This window comes from Leisingera sp. MMG026 (assembly GCF_021654205.1).
In the GTDB taxonomy this organism is placed as follows: domain Bacteria; phylum Pseudomonadota; class Alphaproteobacteria; order Rhodobacterales; family Rhodobacteraceae; genus Leisingera.
The window spans coordinates 116,402-133,428 of record NZ_JAKFZM010000003.1; the positions used below are offsets into that span (position 1 = coordinate 116,402).

The window sequence follows — 17,027 nt, forward strand, 5'->3', positions numbered from 1 at the left end:
GCGCCCGGTTTCATCCGCTAACGGTTTACGGGAGAACGTCAGGCCCGCCCTTCAGGTCTTGGAGAACCTGGTCAGCCAGCCGCCAGCCGACCCATCGGGGGTTTTGCCGGTGCTGACGCTGCTGTGCAACCGCTCACTGCCGTCCAGTCCAACCCGGCGGCGGCTGCGCAGCAGGAAAATCTTACCCCAGCCGCGCCAGGTGCCAACAGACGGCGCCTTGGGATCGACCGGAAACCGCATCCGCCAATCCAGCGGCAGCGGCAAGCCGCGGTCTTCGGCCTTTTCCAGCATCCACACCAAAGAGACGTTGGCCTTGGGCCGGGCTTCCTCATAGCCGCCAAGCTGGCCGCCGACGTCACCATGGGCGCCGCGGAACCAGACCTGCTCCACATGTCCGCCCCAGTCCTTGGGGCAATCCCACAACACTGGTTTGAAAACATCGCGTGTCTCGTCCAGCGCCAGCGCGTGGTAACCGCTTTTGACATGGTGGCCCAGGTGGTGGTTGTGGAAGTTGTGCCGGTTCTCCGCCCAGCGCCACAGCAGCGGCAGGCGCAGCCCCAAAGCCTTGACCGTGTCCCAGGCGCCGACCATTTCAATCTCGACTTCTTCGTGGCAATGCGCTGCCGTAAATGCACTCGACGTCTTGGACCGCCCGTTCAGACGGTAATGCCGGTAAGCGGTGCGGATATTGCGCACGGTCGCATGTTCTGCCTGCAGCAGGCCGATCCGGTCGATCACCCCCGCCAGCGAACGCACCGCATAGGCGCCGCGGGAATAGCCGAACAGATAAATCCGGTCGCCGGGCCGGTAGCGCGAAGCGAGATAGCCATAGGCCCGGCGGATCTGGCGGTTGATGCCGCGCCCCATCATCACATCGGGGGCGCTGCCCCAGCCTTTCCACTGAACGCCGGATTCATAAAAAACCGATACCTGCCCGCCCATTTCGCGGCACAGACGGAACAGCTGGCCGGCATGGGTTTCATGCCCCTCTTCCAGCGTCGACATGGTGCCGTCCAGGATGATCACATGGGCATGCGGCCCGCGCAGCTTGGTTTCGCCGGAGTGTTCCGAGCGCAGCGGCCGTCCAAGCCACCCTAGAACCTTCTTACTCAGCTGCCTCAGAAACATCCCTAAGCACTTCCCAAACTCTCAGCGGGGTGAACGGCATGTCCACTTGCCGCACGCCGCAGTCCCAGACCGCGTCCTGCACCGCATTTGCAACAGCGGCCAGCGCGCCAACGGTGCCTGCCTCGCCGCAGCCTTTCATCCCCATCGGGTTCTGTGTCGACGGCACAGGCTCGGAGGTAAAACCAATCATGGGGACGCCATTGGCCCGCGGCAAGGCATAGTCCATGAACGAAGCTGTGAGCAGTTGTCCGTCAGAATCATAGACAACATGTTCCAGCATGGCCTGTCCCAGCCCCTGCGCCACCCCGCCATGCACCTGCCCTTCGGCCAGCATCGGGTTGATCAAATTACCAAAATCGTCAACTACAGTGTAGCGCACGACGTCGGATTGCCCAGTCTCCGGATCAATAACAATTTCGGCAATATGTGCGCCGTTCGGAAACGAGCGCCCCGGCAGCCGGGCCCGCGCCGCGTGACGCTGCAGATCGAGCCGGCCTTGCGCGCGGGCCATCTCTGCCGCTTCCAGCATCGTGGGGGTCAGGTTCGATCCAGGCGCCCGGAAGGTTTCGCCGTCAAACCCGACCGCCTCTTCGTCCACACCCATCTCCTCCGCCAGGAAGGGAATGAAGGCGGCAATCATCGTATCCACTGCGGCCAGTGTGGCGTTCGCCTGTGTTGTCACAGACCGCGACCCGCCGGTGCCGCCGCCCGTGGCAATGCGGTCACTGTCGCCTTGGATGACATGGATGTTTTCCGCCGGGATACCGCTTTGGTCGGCCAGGAACTGGGCATAGACGGTTTCATGCCCCTGCCCGTTGCTTTGCGTGCCGACATAGATATTCACCCGGCCACCCTCCAGAAACTCCACTTCCGCGCCTTCTGAAGGATCGCCCAAAATGCTTTCGATATAGTAACAGACCCCAACGCCCCGGTACTTGCCGCGTTTACCATCTGCGGCGCGGCGGGTGGCGAATCCCTTCAGGTCCGCCTCTTCCGCAGCCCGGCTCAGAACTCTGTCGAAGTCGCCGACGTCATAGGTCTCTCCTGTCACGGTGCCATAGGGGAAGGCCGCCGGTTTGATAAAGTTGCGCCGCCGCAGCTCCAGCGGGTCCACACCCAGCTCGCGCGCGGCGCGGTCCATCGCCCGCTCCAGCACATAGATCGCCTCGGGCCGCCCGGCGCCGCGATAGGCATCCACTTGCGTCGTGTTGGTATAGATCCCCTCCACCTGCAGCCAGGCGGTCTGGATGTCATAGACGCCCGCCAGCACCCGGCTGAACAACTGGGTCTGGATCGGCTGACCGAAATGCGAATTGTAAGCGCCAAGATTGCAACGGGTGCTGACCCTGTAGGCGGTGATTTTCAGATCCGCGTCAAAGGCCAGTTCCGCCAGCGAGGTCAGATCGCGGCCGCCGTTGTCGCTCAGCATCGACTCGGTCCGGTCGGCGATCCAGAACACCGGGCGGTCCAGCGCGCGGGCGGCCTGGGCGACAACGAAATATTCCGGGTAGGGAAAAGCCTTCATGCCAAAGCCGCCGCCCACATCCGGGATCGTGACTTTGACGTCGGCCTCATCCAGACGCATCTTGGCCGCCAGCTGGGATTTGATCGCCCAGACCCCCTGCCCGCCAAAGGTGAAATGCAGCCGCCCGCCATGCCATTCGGCAAAGCAGCCGCGCGGCTCCATCGAGTTGACTATGATCCGGTTGTCATCGACCTGCAGCGCAACGGTATGCGCCGCGGTGCGGAAAGCCTCGGCCGTTGCGGCCTCATCCCCCAGGCCCCAGTCAAAGGCCGTGTTGTCCGGCACCTCCGAATGCAGCGTCTGACCGCCCGGCAAGACGTCCATCTTCGCAGGCAGATCGTCGATATCAAGCTCAATCAGCTCACCGGCATCACGGGCCTGGTCCAGCGTCCCGGCAATGACCACCGCCACCGGTTCCCCCACATAGCGCACCCGGTCCCGTGCCAGCATCGGCCGTTCCGGCGCGGCGCCGGCGGTGCCATCCCGGTTCTTCACTGTGGTGCCATCCATCGACACATCAAGGCCGGCGGCTTCAAGATCCGCCAGGGTGATCACCGCGTGAACGCCTTCACCTGCGCGGGCGTCCTCAACGTTCAGCGCCGTGATCACGCCATGCGCCACCGGGCTGCGCAATACCCAGGCGCGCAGGGCACCCGCTGGGGCCGCATCCTCGATGTACTGCCCCTGACCGGTCAGAAAACGCAGGTCCTCGACCCGTTTCACCGGTTGGCTTTTACCGAATTTGTCCATGCTTGCCCCCTTGTTCGCGCTGGCTGGCGTTCCGGGGGCGAGACTAACCTCAGCGGGCGGCTTGTCCAGACAGCTCGATCACCGTCGCCACGTCAGACAGGCCATAGCCGTTGAATTGCGTGCTCATGGCGGAAGAATAGGCGCCCAGCCCCGGGAACAGCACATAGTCGCCGGTTGCGGCATCACAGGGCAGCGGCAGCCCGTCCGGCAAACGGTCCAGACTGTCACAGGTGGGCCCGAACACCACACGCGGCTTGCGCGCGCCCGTGCGATGGGCGCCATCCCCCCCGACAACTTCCACCCGGCCCGGCAGCCCCATGTCGCGGATATCCACCAACCCGCCATAGATGCCGTCATTCAGGAACACTACCTCACCGCCTTTGCGCATCCCCTTTATACGGGCCGCCAGGGTGAAGCTTTCGGAGACCATCGCCCGGCCCGGCTCGCAGATCAGCGTGGGCTTGTCTGTGCCAAATGCCGTGTCCGCGGCTTTGGAAATGGCGGCAAAGACCTTCTCCAGATCCGGCGCCACACCATCCCGGTTGGCCGCAAAGCCGCCGCCCGCATTGAGACGGGCGATCTTCACCCCTGCCGCGTCCACAATCCGCTTGGCAGCGTGAACATATTCCACCCATGCGCTTTCATCCTCGCACTGGGTGCCCGGATGGAAACACAGCGCAGGTGTCCACCCCTCCGCCGCCACCTGTTTCAGCAGTTCTATCGCTTCTTCCGGGGCTGCGCCGAACTTGCTGCCAAAATCATAGGCCGCACCGGCCACCGGCAAGGCAAAGCGCACCGCAATCTCGCAAGAGCGCGGCACTGCGGCCAGTTTCTCCAACTCGCTCAGCTCATCCACCGACCAGCTGGCGACACCATGTTCGATGCCCGCCGCGACTTCGGCAGTGGAGCGCATCGGGTTGTTGTAATGCATCACCGCATCTGGGCTGGCAGCACGCACTGCAGCCATTTCCGCAGGCGAAGCGACATCAAATGCAGTGATCCCCGCCGCCACCAGATTGGACAGCACGGCAGGGTGCGGGTTGGCCTTCACCGCATAGGTCACCAGCCCTGGAAACCCTTCACGGAACCGCCGTGCCACCTCGTGCAATACCCGCGGCGAGAAATACAGGATCGGGTGATCCGGTGCGCTGCGCGCCAGGTGGGATTCAGGGGAAAGCCAAAGCGGTGGAATTTGCTGCATCAGGAAAAGCCTCGTTTATTTTGCATATTTTCCGACAAATTCCCGTCGATTCCGCTCGTCACTTTTTCTATAGTGACGAGAATTGACGTCATATCGTAGGAACAACATGCAAACCGACGATACCGATCAGCGTCTTGTCACCCTGTTGCGGGAAAACGCCCGCCGTCCAGTGGCGGAACTTGCCCGGCATCTGGGGCTGGCCCGCACCACGGTACAGGCGCGGATAGAACGGCTGGAAACAACCGGTGTGATCACGGGCTATACGCTTAAATCCTCCGCCGCCTCCCGCCCGCCGCTGCAAGCCACGGTGCTGATGTCGATTGAGCCGCGCTCGGGCCCGGAAGTTCTTGCCCGCCTGCGCAGCCTGCCTGGGGTTGAGGTTGTACACACAACCTCAGGACGGTTTGATCTGCTGGCTCAGGTGGTGGCGCAAAGCACGACCGAGCTTGACAACACTATCGACCACATCGCCGAGGCCCGTGGTGTGCGCTCCTCTGAGAGCCTGATCCATCTGGCAACAAAACTGGACCGGACCGGGCAGTAAAGGTCAGCCGGTCCTCACATACTCCAGCAGCCAGTCCCGGAACAGCCGTGCTGCCGGGCGCAGGGCGCCGCGGTCGGGATAGATCAGGTGATAAGCCTCCTGCCCCGGCACCGCGACCTCCGGCAGGCAGCGCACCAGCCCGCTTGCGCTGACCGCCGCGTCCGACGCAGGTGCGCGCGCCAGCGCAATCCCCATACCCTGCGCTGAGAGTTCTGCCGCCATCAGGGAGTTGTCGGCAAAGAAAAAACGCGCCTGCCCGTGCGAGAGCCGCAAGGCCTCAAACAGCTGCACCCAGCTGGCCCGATGGGTCGAGACTTCAATCAGCGGAAAGCGGAACAGATCCTGCGGTGTCCGGATCTGGGCCGCAATCTCTGGCGGAGCCACCGGATACAGCACCTCCCGCAGCAGCTCGTCCCCTTCGGTGCCAAACAGTGACGGGTTGCCGAATACGATCTGCAAATCGGTGAACCGGTTGGCAAAATCCGCCGCCATATTGCCGGTGCTGAGCGCCAGGTTGATTTGGCTGTGCACCGCCTGGAACTGCGGCAGCCCCCGCGCCAGCACCCCATGGGCAAACAGCAGCACCGACTGCACAAACAGCCGCTGTTCCCGGCTTTCGCCGAACAGCCCAGTGGTTGCGGTCTCCAGCATCAGCAGCGACTGCTGCACCGAGGGCAGATAGGCCCGCCCGGCCTCAGTCAATGTCACCGCATGGGCATGGCGGTGAAACAGCGGCGTGCCCAGCTGTGTCTCCAGAGCTTTCACTTGCTGGCTCACGGCGGCTGCCGACATGTTAAGCTGCGCCGCTGCGCGGGCAAAGCTTTCAGTGCGCGCCGCCGCCTCAAACACGCGCAGCCAGTTGAGGGAAGGAATCCGGGTCGTCATACGCCAAGGCTAAGCAGAACTTAGCCTGACCGGCAAGACATACCGTGCTGGGATTGCCTCGGCCCGGACTAGGGTTCTCAGCAGCGAACAACCGCGGCTACGGCCGCTCCTCCAAAAACCACATGAAAGACGAGACATGACACGTCCCGCCAGCACACCGCGCCCCAAACGCAAGATATGGAATTTCACCCCCCAGCTGCCGATCCAGACCTCCCCCTATTGGGACTGGCCACTACGGCCGATGGCCTCGATCAGATATCTGCTGCAAAGCTGGAACCCGCTGGCACTGCGGGCATTTCTTCTTGTCCTTGCCATTGTCACCTGGAATTTCTTCACCCCGTCACTGGACCGGATTGCCACGCTCAGCTGGGACTGGGTGTTTGAGATCTGGCTGCGCAACTTCTGCATTCTGATGGTTGTGGCCGGCGGGCTGCACTTGGCGTTGTGGAGGTTCCGCACGCAAAACGACGACTACCGCTATGACATGCGCCCGATGATGAAAGGCGCCAAGGTGTTCACCTTCAAGAACCAGGTCTGGGACAACATGTTCTGGACCCTTGGCCCGGCGCTTGCCTTCTGGACCTTCTGGGAGAGCTTCATCCTTTATGCCTATGCAAACGGCTGGATCACGATGATCACACTGGAAAGCAACCCCGTCACCATGATCTTGATGACCATCTTCATCCCGGTCTGGGCAGGCTTCCACTTTTACTGGCTGCACCGGCTGCTGCACGTGGGCGTGCTTTATACCAAGGTGCACGCATGGCATCACCGAAACATCAATACCGGCCCGTGGTCCGGCCTGGCAATGCACCCGGTGGAAAGCTTCTTTCTGATGTTCGATACCATGATTTTCTTCCTGCTGCCCTCGCACCCGGTTCTGGCGGTCTTCCTGCTGTTCCACCATGGCATCGGCGCGCCAACCTCGCACGCCGGGTTTGAGCATGTGAAATTCGGCAACAAGGCCAAGTTCCTGGTTGGCGATTTCTTCCACCAGCTGCACCACCGGTTCTTCGACTGCAACTACGGCACCTGGGAGACGCCCTGGGACGAGTGGTTCAACACTTTCCACGATGGCACCGATGCAGGCAACGAAATGGTCAAGGAACGCCGCCGCAAGATCTGGGCGTCAGAGTAACTGCGCACCACAGCACGCACAGTCGGGCACCCGGAATTCAAAACGGGCGGCCCGGCTTCCCTATTTGAAGACCGGGAAAAACGAGGAAGGGTATCTACACCTTCGGCCGCCGCCCGGCGCACCGCAAAGACATCGTCAAGGGTCTGATCGGCCTGAGGAAAACCGGTGTACGTTTGACCATGTGCAACCCGGCCAACGAGACCGGAAACCAGGCCTGCGTAAATGCGCGCATCGCTCTCCAGACTCTGTGGGACGTGCATCCGGATATGGCGCGCGCAACCGCACCGGGCCGCTTTGCCGGCACCGCGATGAATTAGAGGCAATTCATCACCAAGAATAAGATTATGCGCCACGCCATCACTTGCATGGAAATCGGCTCCGGCATGTATTTCACCAACCGCTCATAGGGCGTGGTCGAAATGGTCGCCAAGAGAGGCATCCCGGTGCAGGTGATATGGGTCTGATGCCGTCGCTCAGCCATTGGTGCGGCGGCCTGGGCCGGCCGCATAAGCAGATGTACCGGGAGAGGGTAGAAGCGTTGCAGGAATTCCAATCGGAAGTCCGCGCCAGAAAGTTCCCTTATAAGGCGCAGGCGATCTTCATGCACGAAGGCGAGCTCGAGAAACTGCTCGAAGCACTGGACAAGCTGTAAATTGGATAAGCTGTAACCGGAGCAAAGCTGAGCGCGCCCAAGGCGCGCGCGCTGGCTTTAGCGCCTCCGGCGCGGAATTTGGGTATTTGAGACCAGAAAGAAGCAGCAAGCGAAGCGCCCTTGCCCGCTGGCCGTCCGTCCGCCAAGGGATAATCCTGCCAGGAGCGAGGGCAGCTTCTTCCTGGTGCGGTCATCGGCTCCCCAGCCTGTACCGCATAAGAAGAGTGCCGTGATTCCAGTTAACGAAATCTTACCGCTTCTTTCTGGTCTTAAATACCCAATGGCGCTCTGCCAGCCGCAGACGGGACACTTGCGGGAAAATCCGCCTTCCCCTTCCTGCCTCCATTGGGTAATTGATCGGCCACTTGCATGAGGGATCACAGCGATGGCGATGGAAAAGACGTTCAACGCGGCGGAAGCCGAAAGCCGCCTTTACAAGGCCTGGGAAGAAGCGGGCTGTTTCAAGGCCGGCGCCAATGCCAAGCCGGAGGCCTCCGCCTATTGCATCATGATCCCGCCGCCGAATGTGACCGGTGTTCTGCATATGGGCCATGCCTTCAACAACACCCTGCAGGATATCCTGATCCGCTGGAAGCGTATGCAGGGGTTCGACACTCTCTGGCAGCCCGGCACCGACCATGCGGGTATCGCCACCCAAATGGTTGTTGAGCGGGAACTGGCCAAGACCCAGCAGCCCTCCCGCCGCGAACTGGGCCGCGAGAAATTCCTGGAGAAAGTCTGGGAGTGGAAAGAGAAATCCGGCGGCACCATTGTTGAGCAGCTGAAACGCCTCGGCGCGTCCTGCGATTTCTCCCGCACCGCCTTCACCATGGCGGGGGCGCATGGCGACACCCGCACCGGCCACGAGAACTCCCCCAACTTCCACGACGCCGTGATCAAGGTCTTTGTGGAGATGTACAACAAGGGGCTGATCTACCGCGGCAAGCGGCTGGTCAACTGGGACCCGCATTTCGAGACTGCAATCTCTGACCTTGAAGTCGAGAACCTGGAAGTCGCGGGCCATATGTGGCACTTCAAATACCTGCTCGCAAATGGTGCGACATATGAGTATTTGGAGAAAGATGAAGACGGCAATGTGACCTTCCGCGAGGAACGCAATTACATCTCCATCGCCACCACCCGGCCCGAGACCATGCTGGGCGACGGCGCGGTGGCCGTGCATCCCTCAGACGAACGTTACGCGCCAATCGTTGGCATGCTGTGTGAAATCCCGGTCGGCCCCAAGGGACAGCGCCGCCTGATCCCGATCATTACGGACGAATACCCGGACAAGGACTTTGGCTCGGGTGCGGTGAAGATCACCGGCGCGCATGACTTTAACGACTATCAGGTTGCCAAGCGCGCACGGATTCCGATGTACCGCCTGATGGATATGCGCGGCCAGATGCGGGCTGACGGCGAAAGCTATGACGCTGCCGCCACCCTCGCCATGGCCGTGGCCAAGGGTGAGAAGACACTGTCCGAAAATGAAGCCGACGCCATCAACCTGGTGCCGGACGACCTGCGCGGTCTGGACCGGTTCGAAGCCCGCAAACTAGTGGTGGAGCAAATCACCAGCGAAGGCTTGGCGGTGACGCAGACCATCACCAAGACCGATCCCGAGACCGGCGAAGACGTTCAGGCGCAGGAACCCTACGTCGAGAGCAAACCGATCATGCAACCCTTCGGCGACCGCTCCAAGGTTGTGATTGAGCCGATGCTGACCGATCAGTGGTTCGTGGACGCGGAAAAGGTTGTCGGCCCAGCACTGGATGCGGTGCGCAATGGTGACGTAAAGATCCTGCCGGAAAGCGGCGAGAAGACCTATTACCACTGGCTGGAGAACATCGAGCCCTGGTGCATCTCGCGCCAGCTGTGGTGGGGCCATCAAATCCCGGTTTGGTACGGGCCTAGCGTTGAAATCTTGGACGAACCCTACCTCGTCAAAAAGTATCCTGAGCCTTCGCTGGAGACCGACGAAGGGCCAATCCATTGGCCAGGTAGGAAAGACTTCGACGAAGAAGAGTACGAGACCCGCTGGCGGTACAACTTCGACAACCCGGTCGCGTTTTGTGCAGCAAGCGAAGAAGAGCTTTTTGAGCGTGCCTACGCATACTATGGGGAGCAACATGCCAAGTTGGCCGAAATCGGGGACAAGCTGTACTTGCACGGCTTCGTTTTGGACACCGATAGCGCCTCCACCGCACGCCCGATGCCTATGGTCCCACTAAAACGCGACCCCGATGTGCTTGACACCTGGTTCTCCTCCGGTCTCTGGCCGATTGGCACTCTGGGCTGGCCGGAAGACACCGCCGAGATGCAGAAATACTTCCCGACCTCGACGCTGGTCACCGGTCAGGACATTCTGTTCTTCTGGGTTGCCCGGATGATGATGATGCAACTGGCGGTCGTCGACCAGATCCCTTTCGACACTGTCTACCTGCACGGGCTGGTGCGCGACGCCAAGGGCAAGAAGATGTCGAAATCCACTGGCAACGTGGTCGATCCACTGGAGATCATTGACGAGTTCGGCGCCGACGCGCTGCGCTTCTCCTCTGCCGCGATGGCGGCGCTTGGCGGCGTGCTGAAGCTGGATATGGAACGCCTCAAGGGCTACCGGAACTTTGGCACCAAGCTGTGGAATGCGGTGAACTTTGCCCATTTCAACAACGTCTATGATGAAAACACCCCGGCCTATGACTGCCCGGATGCCAAGGCAGCCGTAAACCAGTGGATCATTGGTGAGACCGCCAAGGTGCGGGTCGAAGTGGACGCAGCGCTGGAGGCCTACCGTTTCAACGACGCGGCCAATGCGCTTTATGCCTTTACCTGGGGCAAGGTCTGCGACTGGTACATTGAGCTGTCGAAACCGCTATTCACCTCCGAGGATGAGGCGGTGATCACTGAGACCCGTCAGACGCTGGGCTGGGTGCTGGATCAGTGCATGATCCTGCTGCACCCGATCATGCCCTTCATCACCGAGGAGCTGTGGGGCAACACCGCCAAGCGCGAAAACATGCTGGTGCATGAAGACTGGCCAACCTATGGCACCGAGCTGGTCAATGCCGATGCGGATGCCGAAATGAACTGGGTGATCACCGCGATTGAGAACATCCGCTCCACCCGCGCGCAAATGCATGTGCCCGCTGGCGCCAAGATTCCGATGGTGGTGACCGAATTCTCCGATCAGGCGCGTTCCGCCTGGGAGAAGAACGAGGCGATGATCCAGAAACTGGCCCGCATCACATCGTTGGAGCAGGTGGAGAGCTTCCCCAAGGGCTGCGCGTCTGTTGCTGCCCCCGGCGCCGCCTTTGGCCTGCCGCTGGCGGATGTGATCGACGTCGATGCCGAAAAGGCGCGGCTGGAGAAAACCCTGGGCAAGCTCGCCAAGGAATTGGGAGGGCTGCGCGGGCGGCTGAACAACCCGAAGTTCGCGGCCTCGGCCCCGGAAGATGTGGTTGCCGAAGCCCGCGAGAACCTCCGCCTGCGCGAGGAAGAGGAAGCCAAGATCAAAGAAGCCCTGGCGCGCCTGGCGGAGATCGGCTGAACCGGCTGTTAAGCATGTTTCAAACGCCCGCCCTCTCCGGCGGGCGTTTTGCATTCCGCGGCAAGCCCTTGAACCAGGCGCACTTTCGGCGGAACGGGGAAATTCTTAACAACCGCCCCATTGTCATTGCCGCGCTTTTGTATCAGCCTGCACTCAACCATAAAAAGAAGGGAGGCTGCAGCCCATGCCCAAAGGATACTGGGTGGCCCATGTGGATGTGCAGGACATGGAGCGCTATGAGAACTATAAGACTGCAGCCAGGCCGGTGCTGGCCGAGTTCGGTGCAAAGTTCCTGATACGCGGCGGCGAGCGCGAGGTGCGCGAAGGCGCGTTCCGATCGCGCACTGTTGTCCTTGAATTCAAGGATTTCGAAACTGCAAAAGCCTGCTATGATTCCATGGCTTATCAGGACGCCAAGGCCTTTCGCGATCTGGTCTCGTCGGGTGATATGCAAATCATAGAAGGGTACGGCGATTAACCCGCCCGCCCAGCCGCTTTGACCGAGGTCTGCTGATGCCCCTGCTTAAGAAATTCTTCCAAGCGTTCCGCCCGACTGAGCGCCCGGGATTGCCGGACCCGGATGCCGAATTGGCACTGGGTGCCCTGCTGGTGCGGGTGGCGCAGTCCGACCGCGATTATCAGCTGGAGGAAATCAGCCTGATCGACCGGATCCTTGCCCGGCTCTACCAGCACAACGCAATCGAGGCCGCCAAGGTGCGCGCCACCTGCGAAAAGCTGCATGCCGCGGCGCCGGAAACCGACACCTTCGGGCGGCTGATCCGCGAGACCACCGGGCTGGAGGAACGGCTCGCCGCGATGGACGCGCTGTGGGAAGTGGTGCTGGCCGACGGCAACGAGCACGCGGGCGAAGTCACCATCGTCGAAGAAGCCCGCAAAGCGATGGGGCTGTCTTATGCCGACAGCCAGAAAGCCCGCGCCCGCGCGGTCGGGAAATTCAGCGGCAAAGTGGAGGAAACCTGATGTTCAAGGAACTCCTGCAGCGATTGCTGGACCCTGCGCCCGCGCCGCTGGATGATGAGGGCGCGCGGCTTGCCCTGACCGCCTTGCTGGTTCGGATTGCCCGCTCGGACCACAATTATTCCGAGGTGGAAAAGGACCGGATCGACCGGATCCTGTGCACCCGCTACCGCCTGGACACCGGCGGGGCTCTGATACTGCGCGAACAGGCTGAAGCGATGGAGGCCGAGGCGCCTGACACTGTGCGCTTCACCCGCGCGATCAAGGACGCCGTGGCTTATGAGGACCGCACGGGTGTGATTGAAGCGCTGTGGCAGGTGGCCCTGGCCGATGGCCACCGCGATGCAAATGAAGATGCTCTGCTGCGGCTGTCCGCCAGTCTGCTGGGAGTTTCGGATGTAGACAGCGCAATGGCGCGCAAACGGGCAGAGGCTGGTTTATGATTGCTCATCTTGGAATGTACGACCGTCCGGAAACGGCTGCGGCCAACGACCGGTTCTGGGCATTGATCCGCGCGCAACTGGGCCACGGGCCGGAACAGCTGACCCGTGGCGCCGATTTCTGGGAGGTCTGGAAATCGCCGGAGCTGCTGCTGTCACAGACCTGCGGCTGCCCGTACCGCACCCGGCTATATGGCGAGGTGGAGCTGGCGGGCACCCCGGACTACGGCCTGCCGGGCTGTCGGCCAGGCTATTACAACAGCGTCTTTATTGCCCGCAGCACGGACGCGGGTCGGCCGCTGTCTGCCTTTTCCGGGCGCCGCTTTGCTTTTAATGAAGGGCTGTCGCAATCCGGCTGGGCCGCACCGATGGTTCATCTGCACGACCGCAGCATCCTGCCAGGTGCGCTGCTGGAGACCGGCGGCCACAGCCTGTCGGCGCAAGCCGTTGCCGAGGGCCGGGCCGATTTTGCGGCCCTGGACGCGCTGACCTGGGAATTGGTCAAGACGCACGACGTGTTCGCCGAAGGGCTGACCGAAATTGAACGCACTGAGCCAACCCCGACCCTGCCCTACATCACCGCCCTGAACCAGGACCCGCAGGCGCTGTTTACTGCCATCGAAGCTGCAATCCGCGCGCTGGACGAAGACACCAAGACACTGTTGCATCTGAAAGGGCTGGTGCAGTTTGCTCCCAGCGACTACCTGGCGGTGCCGACACCGCCCGGCCCCGTGCTGACCGAACAGCGCATCCGTGCTGCGTAACTGACGCAGCGCCCGCTTCCGAAATGGCGGCTCATCCGGTCATTTCGGCGCCTGCGGCGTCGGCTTGTGCGGTTTGAACGTTGCATTCGGTCTTTTTTTCGGTCCAATAAGAACGAATTTCCACTTACAGGGACAAAGACACCTTGACCGATACTTCGCCCGTTCTGCAAATCCGCGGCCTGCATAAATCCTATGGCGAGCTGGAAGTGATCAAAGGCGTTGATATCACCGCCCACAAAGGCGACGTGGTCTCGCTGATCGGGTCTTCGGGATCAGGCAAGTCTACCCTGCTGCGCTGCTGCAACCTGCTGGAAGACAGCCAGCAAGGCGAAATCCGGTTCAAAGATGAGCCGATCACCTGGTCCGGCCAGGGATTGAACCGCCGCCCGGCGGACGCCAAACAGGTCCTGCGCATCCGAACCAATCTGTCGATGGTGTTCCAGCAATTCAACCTTTGGGCCCATATGACCATCCTGCAGAATGTGATGGAGGCACCGGTCACAGTGCTGGGCCGCGACCGTTCTGAGGTCGAAGAAAAAGCCCGCCACTATCTGGCCAAGGTCGGCATCGGCGACAAATGCGATGTCTACCCGGCGCAGCTGTCGGGCGGCCAGCAGCAGCGCGCTGCCATCGCCCGGGGCCTGTGCATGGAACCCGAAGCACTGCTGTTCGACGAGCCCACCTCTGCGCTCGATCCCGAGCTGGAGCAGGAAGTCGTCAAGGTGATCAAGGACCTCGCCGCCGAGGGCCGCACCATGCTGATCGTGACCCATGACATGAACATGGCGGCGGATGTTTCCAGCCACATCGTGTTCCTGCACCAGGGGCTGATCGAAGAAGAAGGTTCGCCGGACGAATTGTTCGGCAACACCCGCTCACCGCGGCTGAGGGCGTTCCTGTCCTCGACCCGGCACGGCCAATAAGCAATAACAAACAGACCCAAAAACCAAACAGAACGGGAGTAAATACATGAAATCACTGATCCTTGGCACCGCCGCCCTGGCGCTGACCGCAGGCATGGGCCTGGCGGACACCGTGCGCCTGGGCACCGAGGGCGCCTATGCACCGTGGAACTTCGTCAATGACGCGGGCGAGATCGACGGCTTTGAGCGCGAGCTGGGCGATGAGCTGTGCAAGCGTGCCGAACTGACCTGCGAATGGGTCAAAAACGACTGGGATTCGATCATTCCGAACCTGGTTTCCGGCAACTACGACACCATCATCGCCGGTATGTCGATCACCGACGAGCGCGACGAAGTCATTGATTTCACCCAGCCCTACACGCCGCCGGATCCGTCCGCTTATGTGGCCCAGTCGGCAGACGTTGACCTGACAAGCGGCGTGATTGCGGCCCAGGCGACCACCATTCAGGCCGCCTTTGTTGCCGAGCAGGGCTGGACCCTGGTTGAATTCGCCACCCCGGAAGAAACCGTCGCAGCCGTGCGCAACGGTGAAGCAGACGCAGTACTGGCGGACAAAAGCTTCCTCGACACGGTTGTGGGCGACGATCTGGTGATGCTGGAGAAATCCGAAGCACTGGGCGGCGGCGTTGGCATGGGCTTCCGTGAATCCGACGCCGAGCTGCGCGGCACCTTCGACGCGGCGATCCAGACCATGAAAGACGACGGCACGCTGAACGAACTGATCGCCAAATGGGAAGTTTCCTCCCAGTGGTAATCTGATCCTGTTACAGGATCTGCAGGCCCGCCGCCGCGGCGCGCGGGCCTCATTCATTCTCATCCGGTGCCGCGCGCCGGGCGTGAACAGAGAAAGACAGGCCCACTTATGTTTTCCTATTGCACGGACCCATCGACGCTTGAGGGGTTGAGCTGGCTCAGCTGCTACCTGACCACCGGCAAGCATTTGAACCTATATATCTCGGTCTTTGTGGTCCTGACCCTGCTGGCCATTACCGCCCCGGTTGCGCTGATGTTCGGATTTGGCGCTGCCAGTGCCGCCCGCTCCAAATTCCTGCCGCTGCGCTGGTTCGGCATGGGCTATACCAGCATTGTACGCGGCGTGCCCGATATTGCCTTCTTCCTGTTCTTCGTTATCGCGCTGGATCAGGCGTTCGAGTGGATGCGCCACAAGGTGAAATGCCCGGAGTGGGACGAACCGGTCCGGCAGGGTATCGACTTTGTGGTCTGCGACGCGGCGAAACTGCCGCTGTCCACCGCACCGCAATGGGTGCATGAAACCTACGGCTTCTTCCTGGCGGTTCTGACCTTCTCGATCGTGTTTGGCGCCTTTGCCGCCAACGTCCTGTTTGGCGCCATGCGCGCCGTGCCACGGGCGCAGATCGAAACCGCCGAGGCCTATGGCATGACCAGCCGACAGGCCTTCTGGCGCATTCTGGTGCCGCAGATGTGGGTCTATGCGCTGCCGGGCCTGTCGAACCTGTGGATGGTGCTGATCAAGGCCACGCCGCTTTTGTTCCTGCTGGGGGTCGAGGACATCGTTTATTGGGCGCGGGAGCTGGGCGGCACCAAGACCGCCAGGTTCACCGACTACCCGCATCCGAACTGGCATGTCTGGTATTTCGCCGCGCTGCTGGTGTTCTACCTGTGCTTTACCAAACTGTCCGAAGTCGCCCTGGACCGGATCATGAAGCGTCTGACCAAGGGCCAGGCAACCGCAGCAGGCGAAGCACAAAGAAAGGCCGCGGCATGAGTTGCGTTGAAACCATCCAGGCCTATGCCTTCCGTTCCCTGGGCTTTGGCGAACGGTTGCTGCCCAAGGGCGAATACACCCTGTGCGAGCACTTCACCCTGATCGGCTCCGGCATGATCTGGAATATCTATTTCGGCATCATTGCCCTGATGACCGGCTTCTTCCTGGCGGTGGCCCTGGCAGTTGGAAAATCCAGCCCCAACCCGCTGTTCCGCAAGCCGGCCGAGTGGTTCATCTTCGTGTTCCGCGGCAGCCCGCTGTTCATCCAGTTCTTCTTTGCCTACGCCTGCTTTCTCAGCCTTAAAAGCGTTTCCAGCTTCTTTGATCCGTTCACCTCGGCCTGGCTGGGCGCGCTGGTTGTGCTGTTCTTCAACACCGCGGCTTATTCGGGCGAGATCTTCTATGGCGCGCTTTTGTCGATACCCAAGGGCGATATCGAGGCTGCGGACGCCTATGGCATGACCGGCTGGACCCGGTTCCGCCGCATCACCTTCCCGACCATGATGCGGCTGGCCTGGCCTGCCTACACCAACGAGGCGATCTTCCTGTTCCACGCCACCACGCTGGTGTTCTTTTCGGGCTTTCCGGCCTGGCAGCAAAAGGGCGATGCGCTGTACTACGCCAGCTATTTCGCGGACAAGACCTTTAACCCCTTTGTCCCCTACCCGATCCTGGCCTTCTACTTCATTCTGCTGACACTGGTTGTTATCTCGGTGTTCGGTTTTGTGAACAAACAGCTGAACCGGCATCTGCCGCAAGAGCGTCGCAGCCGCACCAGGCTGAAGATCAACCTGATCCGCTGATT

Annotated in this window: 16 protein-coding genes; 12 read left to right on the plus strand and 4 right to left on the minus strand. The window is 61.3% G+C overall.

What is annotated here, in order from left to right; all coding sequences use genetic code 11:
• Positions 1 to 51: 51 nt before the first annotated feature.
• The 3 genes from L1069_RS02805 to L1069_RS02815 are packed head-to-tail and all read right to left on the minus strand — an operon-like array spanning position 52 to position 4,604.
• Positions 52 to 1,128 (minus strand): DUF2235 domain-containing protein, encoded by a 1,077-nt coding sequence (locus tag L1069_RS02805; protein ID WP_129371250.1) that lies wholly within the window; start codon positions 1,126 to 1,128, stop codon positions 52 to 54.
• Entirely contained in the window at positions 1,106 to 3,403 is a 2,298-nt protein-coding gene (locus tag L1069_RS02810; protein ID WP_237454714.1) for a xanthine dehydrogenase family protein molybdopterin-binding subunit, read from the minus strand. The genes L1069_RS02805 and L1069_RS02810 overlap by 23 nt, the downstream gene beginning before the upstream one ends.
• 49 nt (positions 3,404 to 3,452) lie before the next feature.
• Positions 3,453 to 4,604 carry a type III PLP-dependent enzyme gene (locus L1069_RS02815; protein WP_237454715.1) on the minus strand — a complete coding sequence of 384 codons (1,152 nt, stop codon included), beginning with the start codon at positions 4,602 to 4,604 and terminating at the stop codon, positions 3,453 to 3,455.
• A gap of 106 nt (positions 4,605 to 4,710) precedes the next feature.
• Here L1069_RS02815 and L1069_RS02820 point away from each other — a divergent pair, with 106 nt between their 5' ends.
• Positions 4,711 to 5,148 (plus strand): Lrp/AsnC family transcriptional regulator, encoded by a 438-nt coding sequence (locus L1069_RS02820; RefSeq protein WP_027259373.1) that lies wholly within the window; start codon positions 4,711 to 4,713, stop codon positions 5,146 to 5,148.
• A gap of 3 nt (positions 5,149 to 5,151) precedes the next feature.
• Here the strand turns inward: L1069_RS02820 and L1069_RS02825 are convergent, their stop codons facing one another.
• Positions 5,152 to 6,033 carry a LysR family transcriptional regulator gene (locus L1069_RS02825; protein WP_237454716.1) on the minus strand — a complete coding sequence of 294 codons (882 nt, stop codon included), beginning with the start codon at positions 6,031 to 6,033 and terminating at the stop codon, positions 5,152 to 5,154.
• 136 nt (positions 6,034 to 6,169) lie between these two features.
• On the opposite strand from L1069_RS02825, the gene L1069_RS02830 reads away from it, so the two are divergent.
• The 11 genes from L1069_RS02830 (at position 6,170) to L1069_RS02880 (ending at position 17,025) form a co-directional block, all read left to right on the plus strand.
• Complete coding sequence (locus L1069_RS02830; RefSeq protein ID WP_129371254.1) at positions 6,170 to 7,171, plus strand: sterol desaturase family protein; 1,002 nt, start codon at positions 6,170 to 6,172, stop codon at positions 7,169 to 7,171.
• A 454-nt stretch (positions 7,172 to 7,625) separates the two neighbouring features.
• Positions 7,626 to 7,823 carry a hypothetical protein gene (locus L1069_RS02835; RefSeq protein ID WP_237454717.1) on the plus strand — a complete coding sequence of 66 codons (198 nt, stop codon included), beginning with the start codon at positions 7,626 to 7,628 and terminating at the stop codon, positions 7,821 to 7,823.
• 385 nt (positions 7,824 to 8,208) lie between these two features.
• Positions 8,209 to 11,370: a valine--tRNA ligase gene (locus L1069_RS02840; RefSeq protein WP_237454718.1), complete on the plus strand. Its 3,162-nt coding sequence runs from the start codon at positions 8,209 to 8,211 to the stop codon at positions 11,368 to 11,370.
• 184 nt (positions 11,371 to 11,554) lie between these two features.
• On the plus strand, positions 11,555 to 11,848 hold the full coding sequence (locus tag L1069_RS02845) for a DUF1330 domain-containing protein (protein ID WP_129371257.1): 294 nt from the start codon (positions 11,555 to 11,557) through the stop codon (positions 11,846 to 11,848).
• Positions 11,849 to 11,889: 41 nt separating this feature from the next.
• Positions 11,890 to 12,351 (plus strand): TerB family tellurite resistance protein, encoded by a 462-nt coding sequence (locus L1069_RS02850; protein ID WP_237454741.1) that lies wholly within the window; start codon positions 11,890 to 11,892, stop codon positions 12,349 to 12,351.
• The gene (locus L1069_RS02855; RefSeq protein WP_129371258.1) at positions 12,351 to 12,791 is read left to right on the plus strand and encodes a TerB family tellurite resistance protein; all 441 of its coding nucleotides are present in this window, start codon (positions 12,351 to 12,353) and stop codon (positions 12,789 to 12,791) included. The genes L1069_RS02850 and L1069_RS02855 overlap by 1 nt, the downstream gene beginning before the upstream one ends.
• Complete coding sequence (locus tag L1069_RS02860) at positions 12,788 to 13,552, plus strand: PhnD/SsuA/transferrin family substrate-binding protein (protein WP_237454719.1); 765 nt, start codon at positions 12,788 to 12,790, stop codon at positions 13,550 to 13,552. The genes L1069_RS02855 and L1069_RS02860 overlap by 4 nt, the downstream gene beginning before the upstream one ends.
• A 143-nt stretch (positions 13,553 to 13,695) precedes the next feature.
• Positions 13,696 to 14,475, plus strand: a complete 780-nt coding sequence (locus tag L1069_RS02865) for an ATP-binding cassette domain-containing protein (RefSeq protein ID WP_129371260.1) — start codon at positions 13,696 to 13,698, stop codon at positions 14,473 to 14,475.
• A 46-nt stretch (positions 14,476 to 14,521) separates the two neighbouring features.
• Positions 14,522 to 15,229, plus strand: a complete 708-nt coding sequence (locus L1069_RS02870) for a transporter substrate-binding domain-containing protein (RefSeq protein WP_129371261.1) — start codon at positions 14,522 to 14,524, stop codon at positions 15,227 to 15,229.
• A gap of 108 nt (positions 15,230 to 15,337) precedes the next feature.
• Entirely contained in the window at positions 15,338 to 16,222 is an 885-nt protein-coding gene (locus L1069_RS02875) for an ABC transporter permease subunit (protein ID WP_129371262.1), read from the plus strand.
• On the plus strand, positions 16,219 to 17,025 hold the full coding sequence (locus L1069_RS02880; RefSeq protein WP_129371263.1) for an ABC transporter permease subunit: 807 nt from the start codon (positions 16,219 to 16,221) through the stop codon (positions 17,023 to 17,025). The genes L1069_RS02875 and L1069_RS02880 overlap by 4 nt, the downstream gene beginning before the upstream one ends.
• Positions 17,026 to 17,027 lie beyond the last annotated feature (2 nt).

Bases quoted from the DNA above. Each gene is read 5' to 3' on its own strand.
- L1069_RS02845 (WP_129371257.1), top strand. From the start codon at position 11,555: ATGCCCAAAGGATACTGGGTGGCCCATGTGGATGTGCAGGACATGGAG.
- L1069_RS02805 (WP_129371250.1), bottom strand. From the start codon at position 1,128: ATGTTTCTGAGGCAGCTGAGTAAGAAGGTTCTAGGGTGGCTTGGACGG.
- L1069_RS02835 (WP_237454717.1), top strand. From the start codon at position 7,626: ATGGGTCTGATGCCGTCGCTCAGCCATTGGTGCGGCGGCCTGGGCCGG.
- L1069_RS02855 (WP_129371258.1), top strand. From the start codon at position 12,351: ATGTTCAAGGAACTCCTGCAGCGATTGCTGGACCCTGCGCCCGCGCCG.
- L1069_RS02825 (WP_237454716.1), bottom strand. From the start codon at position 6,033: ATGACGACCCGGATTCCTTCCCTCAACTGGCTGCGCGTGTTTGAGGCG.
- L1069_RS02820 (WP_027259373.1), top strand. From the start codon at position 4,711: ATGCAAACCGACGATACCGATCAGCGTCTTGTCACCCTGTTGCGGGAA.
- L1069_RS02880 (WP_129371263.1), top strand. From the start codon at position 16,219: ATGAGTTGCGTTGAAACCATCCAGGCCTATGCCTTCCGTTCCCTGGGC.
- L1069_RS02870 (WP_129371261.1), top strand. From the start codon at position 14,522: ATGAAATCACTGATCCTTGGCACCGCCGCCCTGGCGCTGACCGCAGGC.
- L1069_RS02860 (WP_237454719.1), top strand. From the start codon at position 12,788: ATGATTGCTCATCTTGGAATGTACGACCGTCCGGAAACGGCTGCGGCC.
- L1069_RS02875 (WP_129371262.1), top strand. From the start codon at position 15,338: ATGTTTTCCTATTGCACGGACCCATCGACGCTTGAGGGGTTGAGCTGG.
- L1069_RS02815 (WP_237454715.1), bottom strand. From the start codon at position 4,604: ATGCAGCAAATTCCACCGCTTTGGCTTTCCCCTGAATCCCACCTGGCG.
- L1069_RS02840 (WP_237454718.1), top strand. From the start codon at position 8,209: ATGGCGATGGAAAAGACGTTCAACGCGGCGGAAGCCGAAAGCCGCCTT.
- L1069_RS02810 (WP_237454714.1), bottom strand. From the start codon at position 3,403: ATGGACAAATTCGGTAAAAGCCAACCGGTGAAACGGGTCGAGGACCTG.
- L1069_RS02830 (WP_129371254.1), top strand. From the start codon at position 6,170: ATGACACGTCCCGCCAGCACACCGCGCCCCAAACGCAAGATATGGAAT.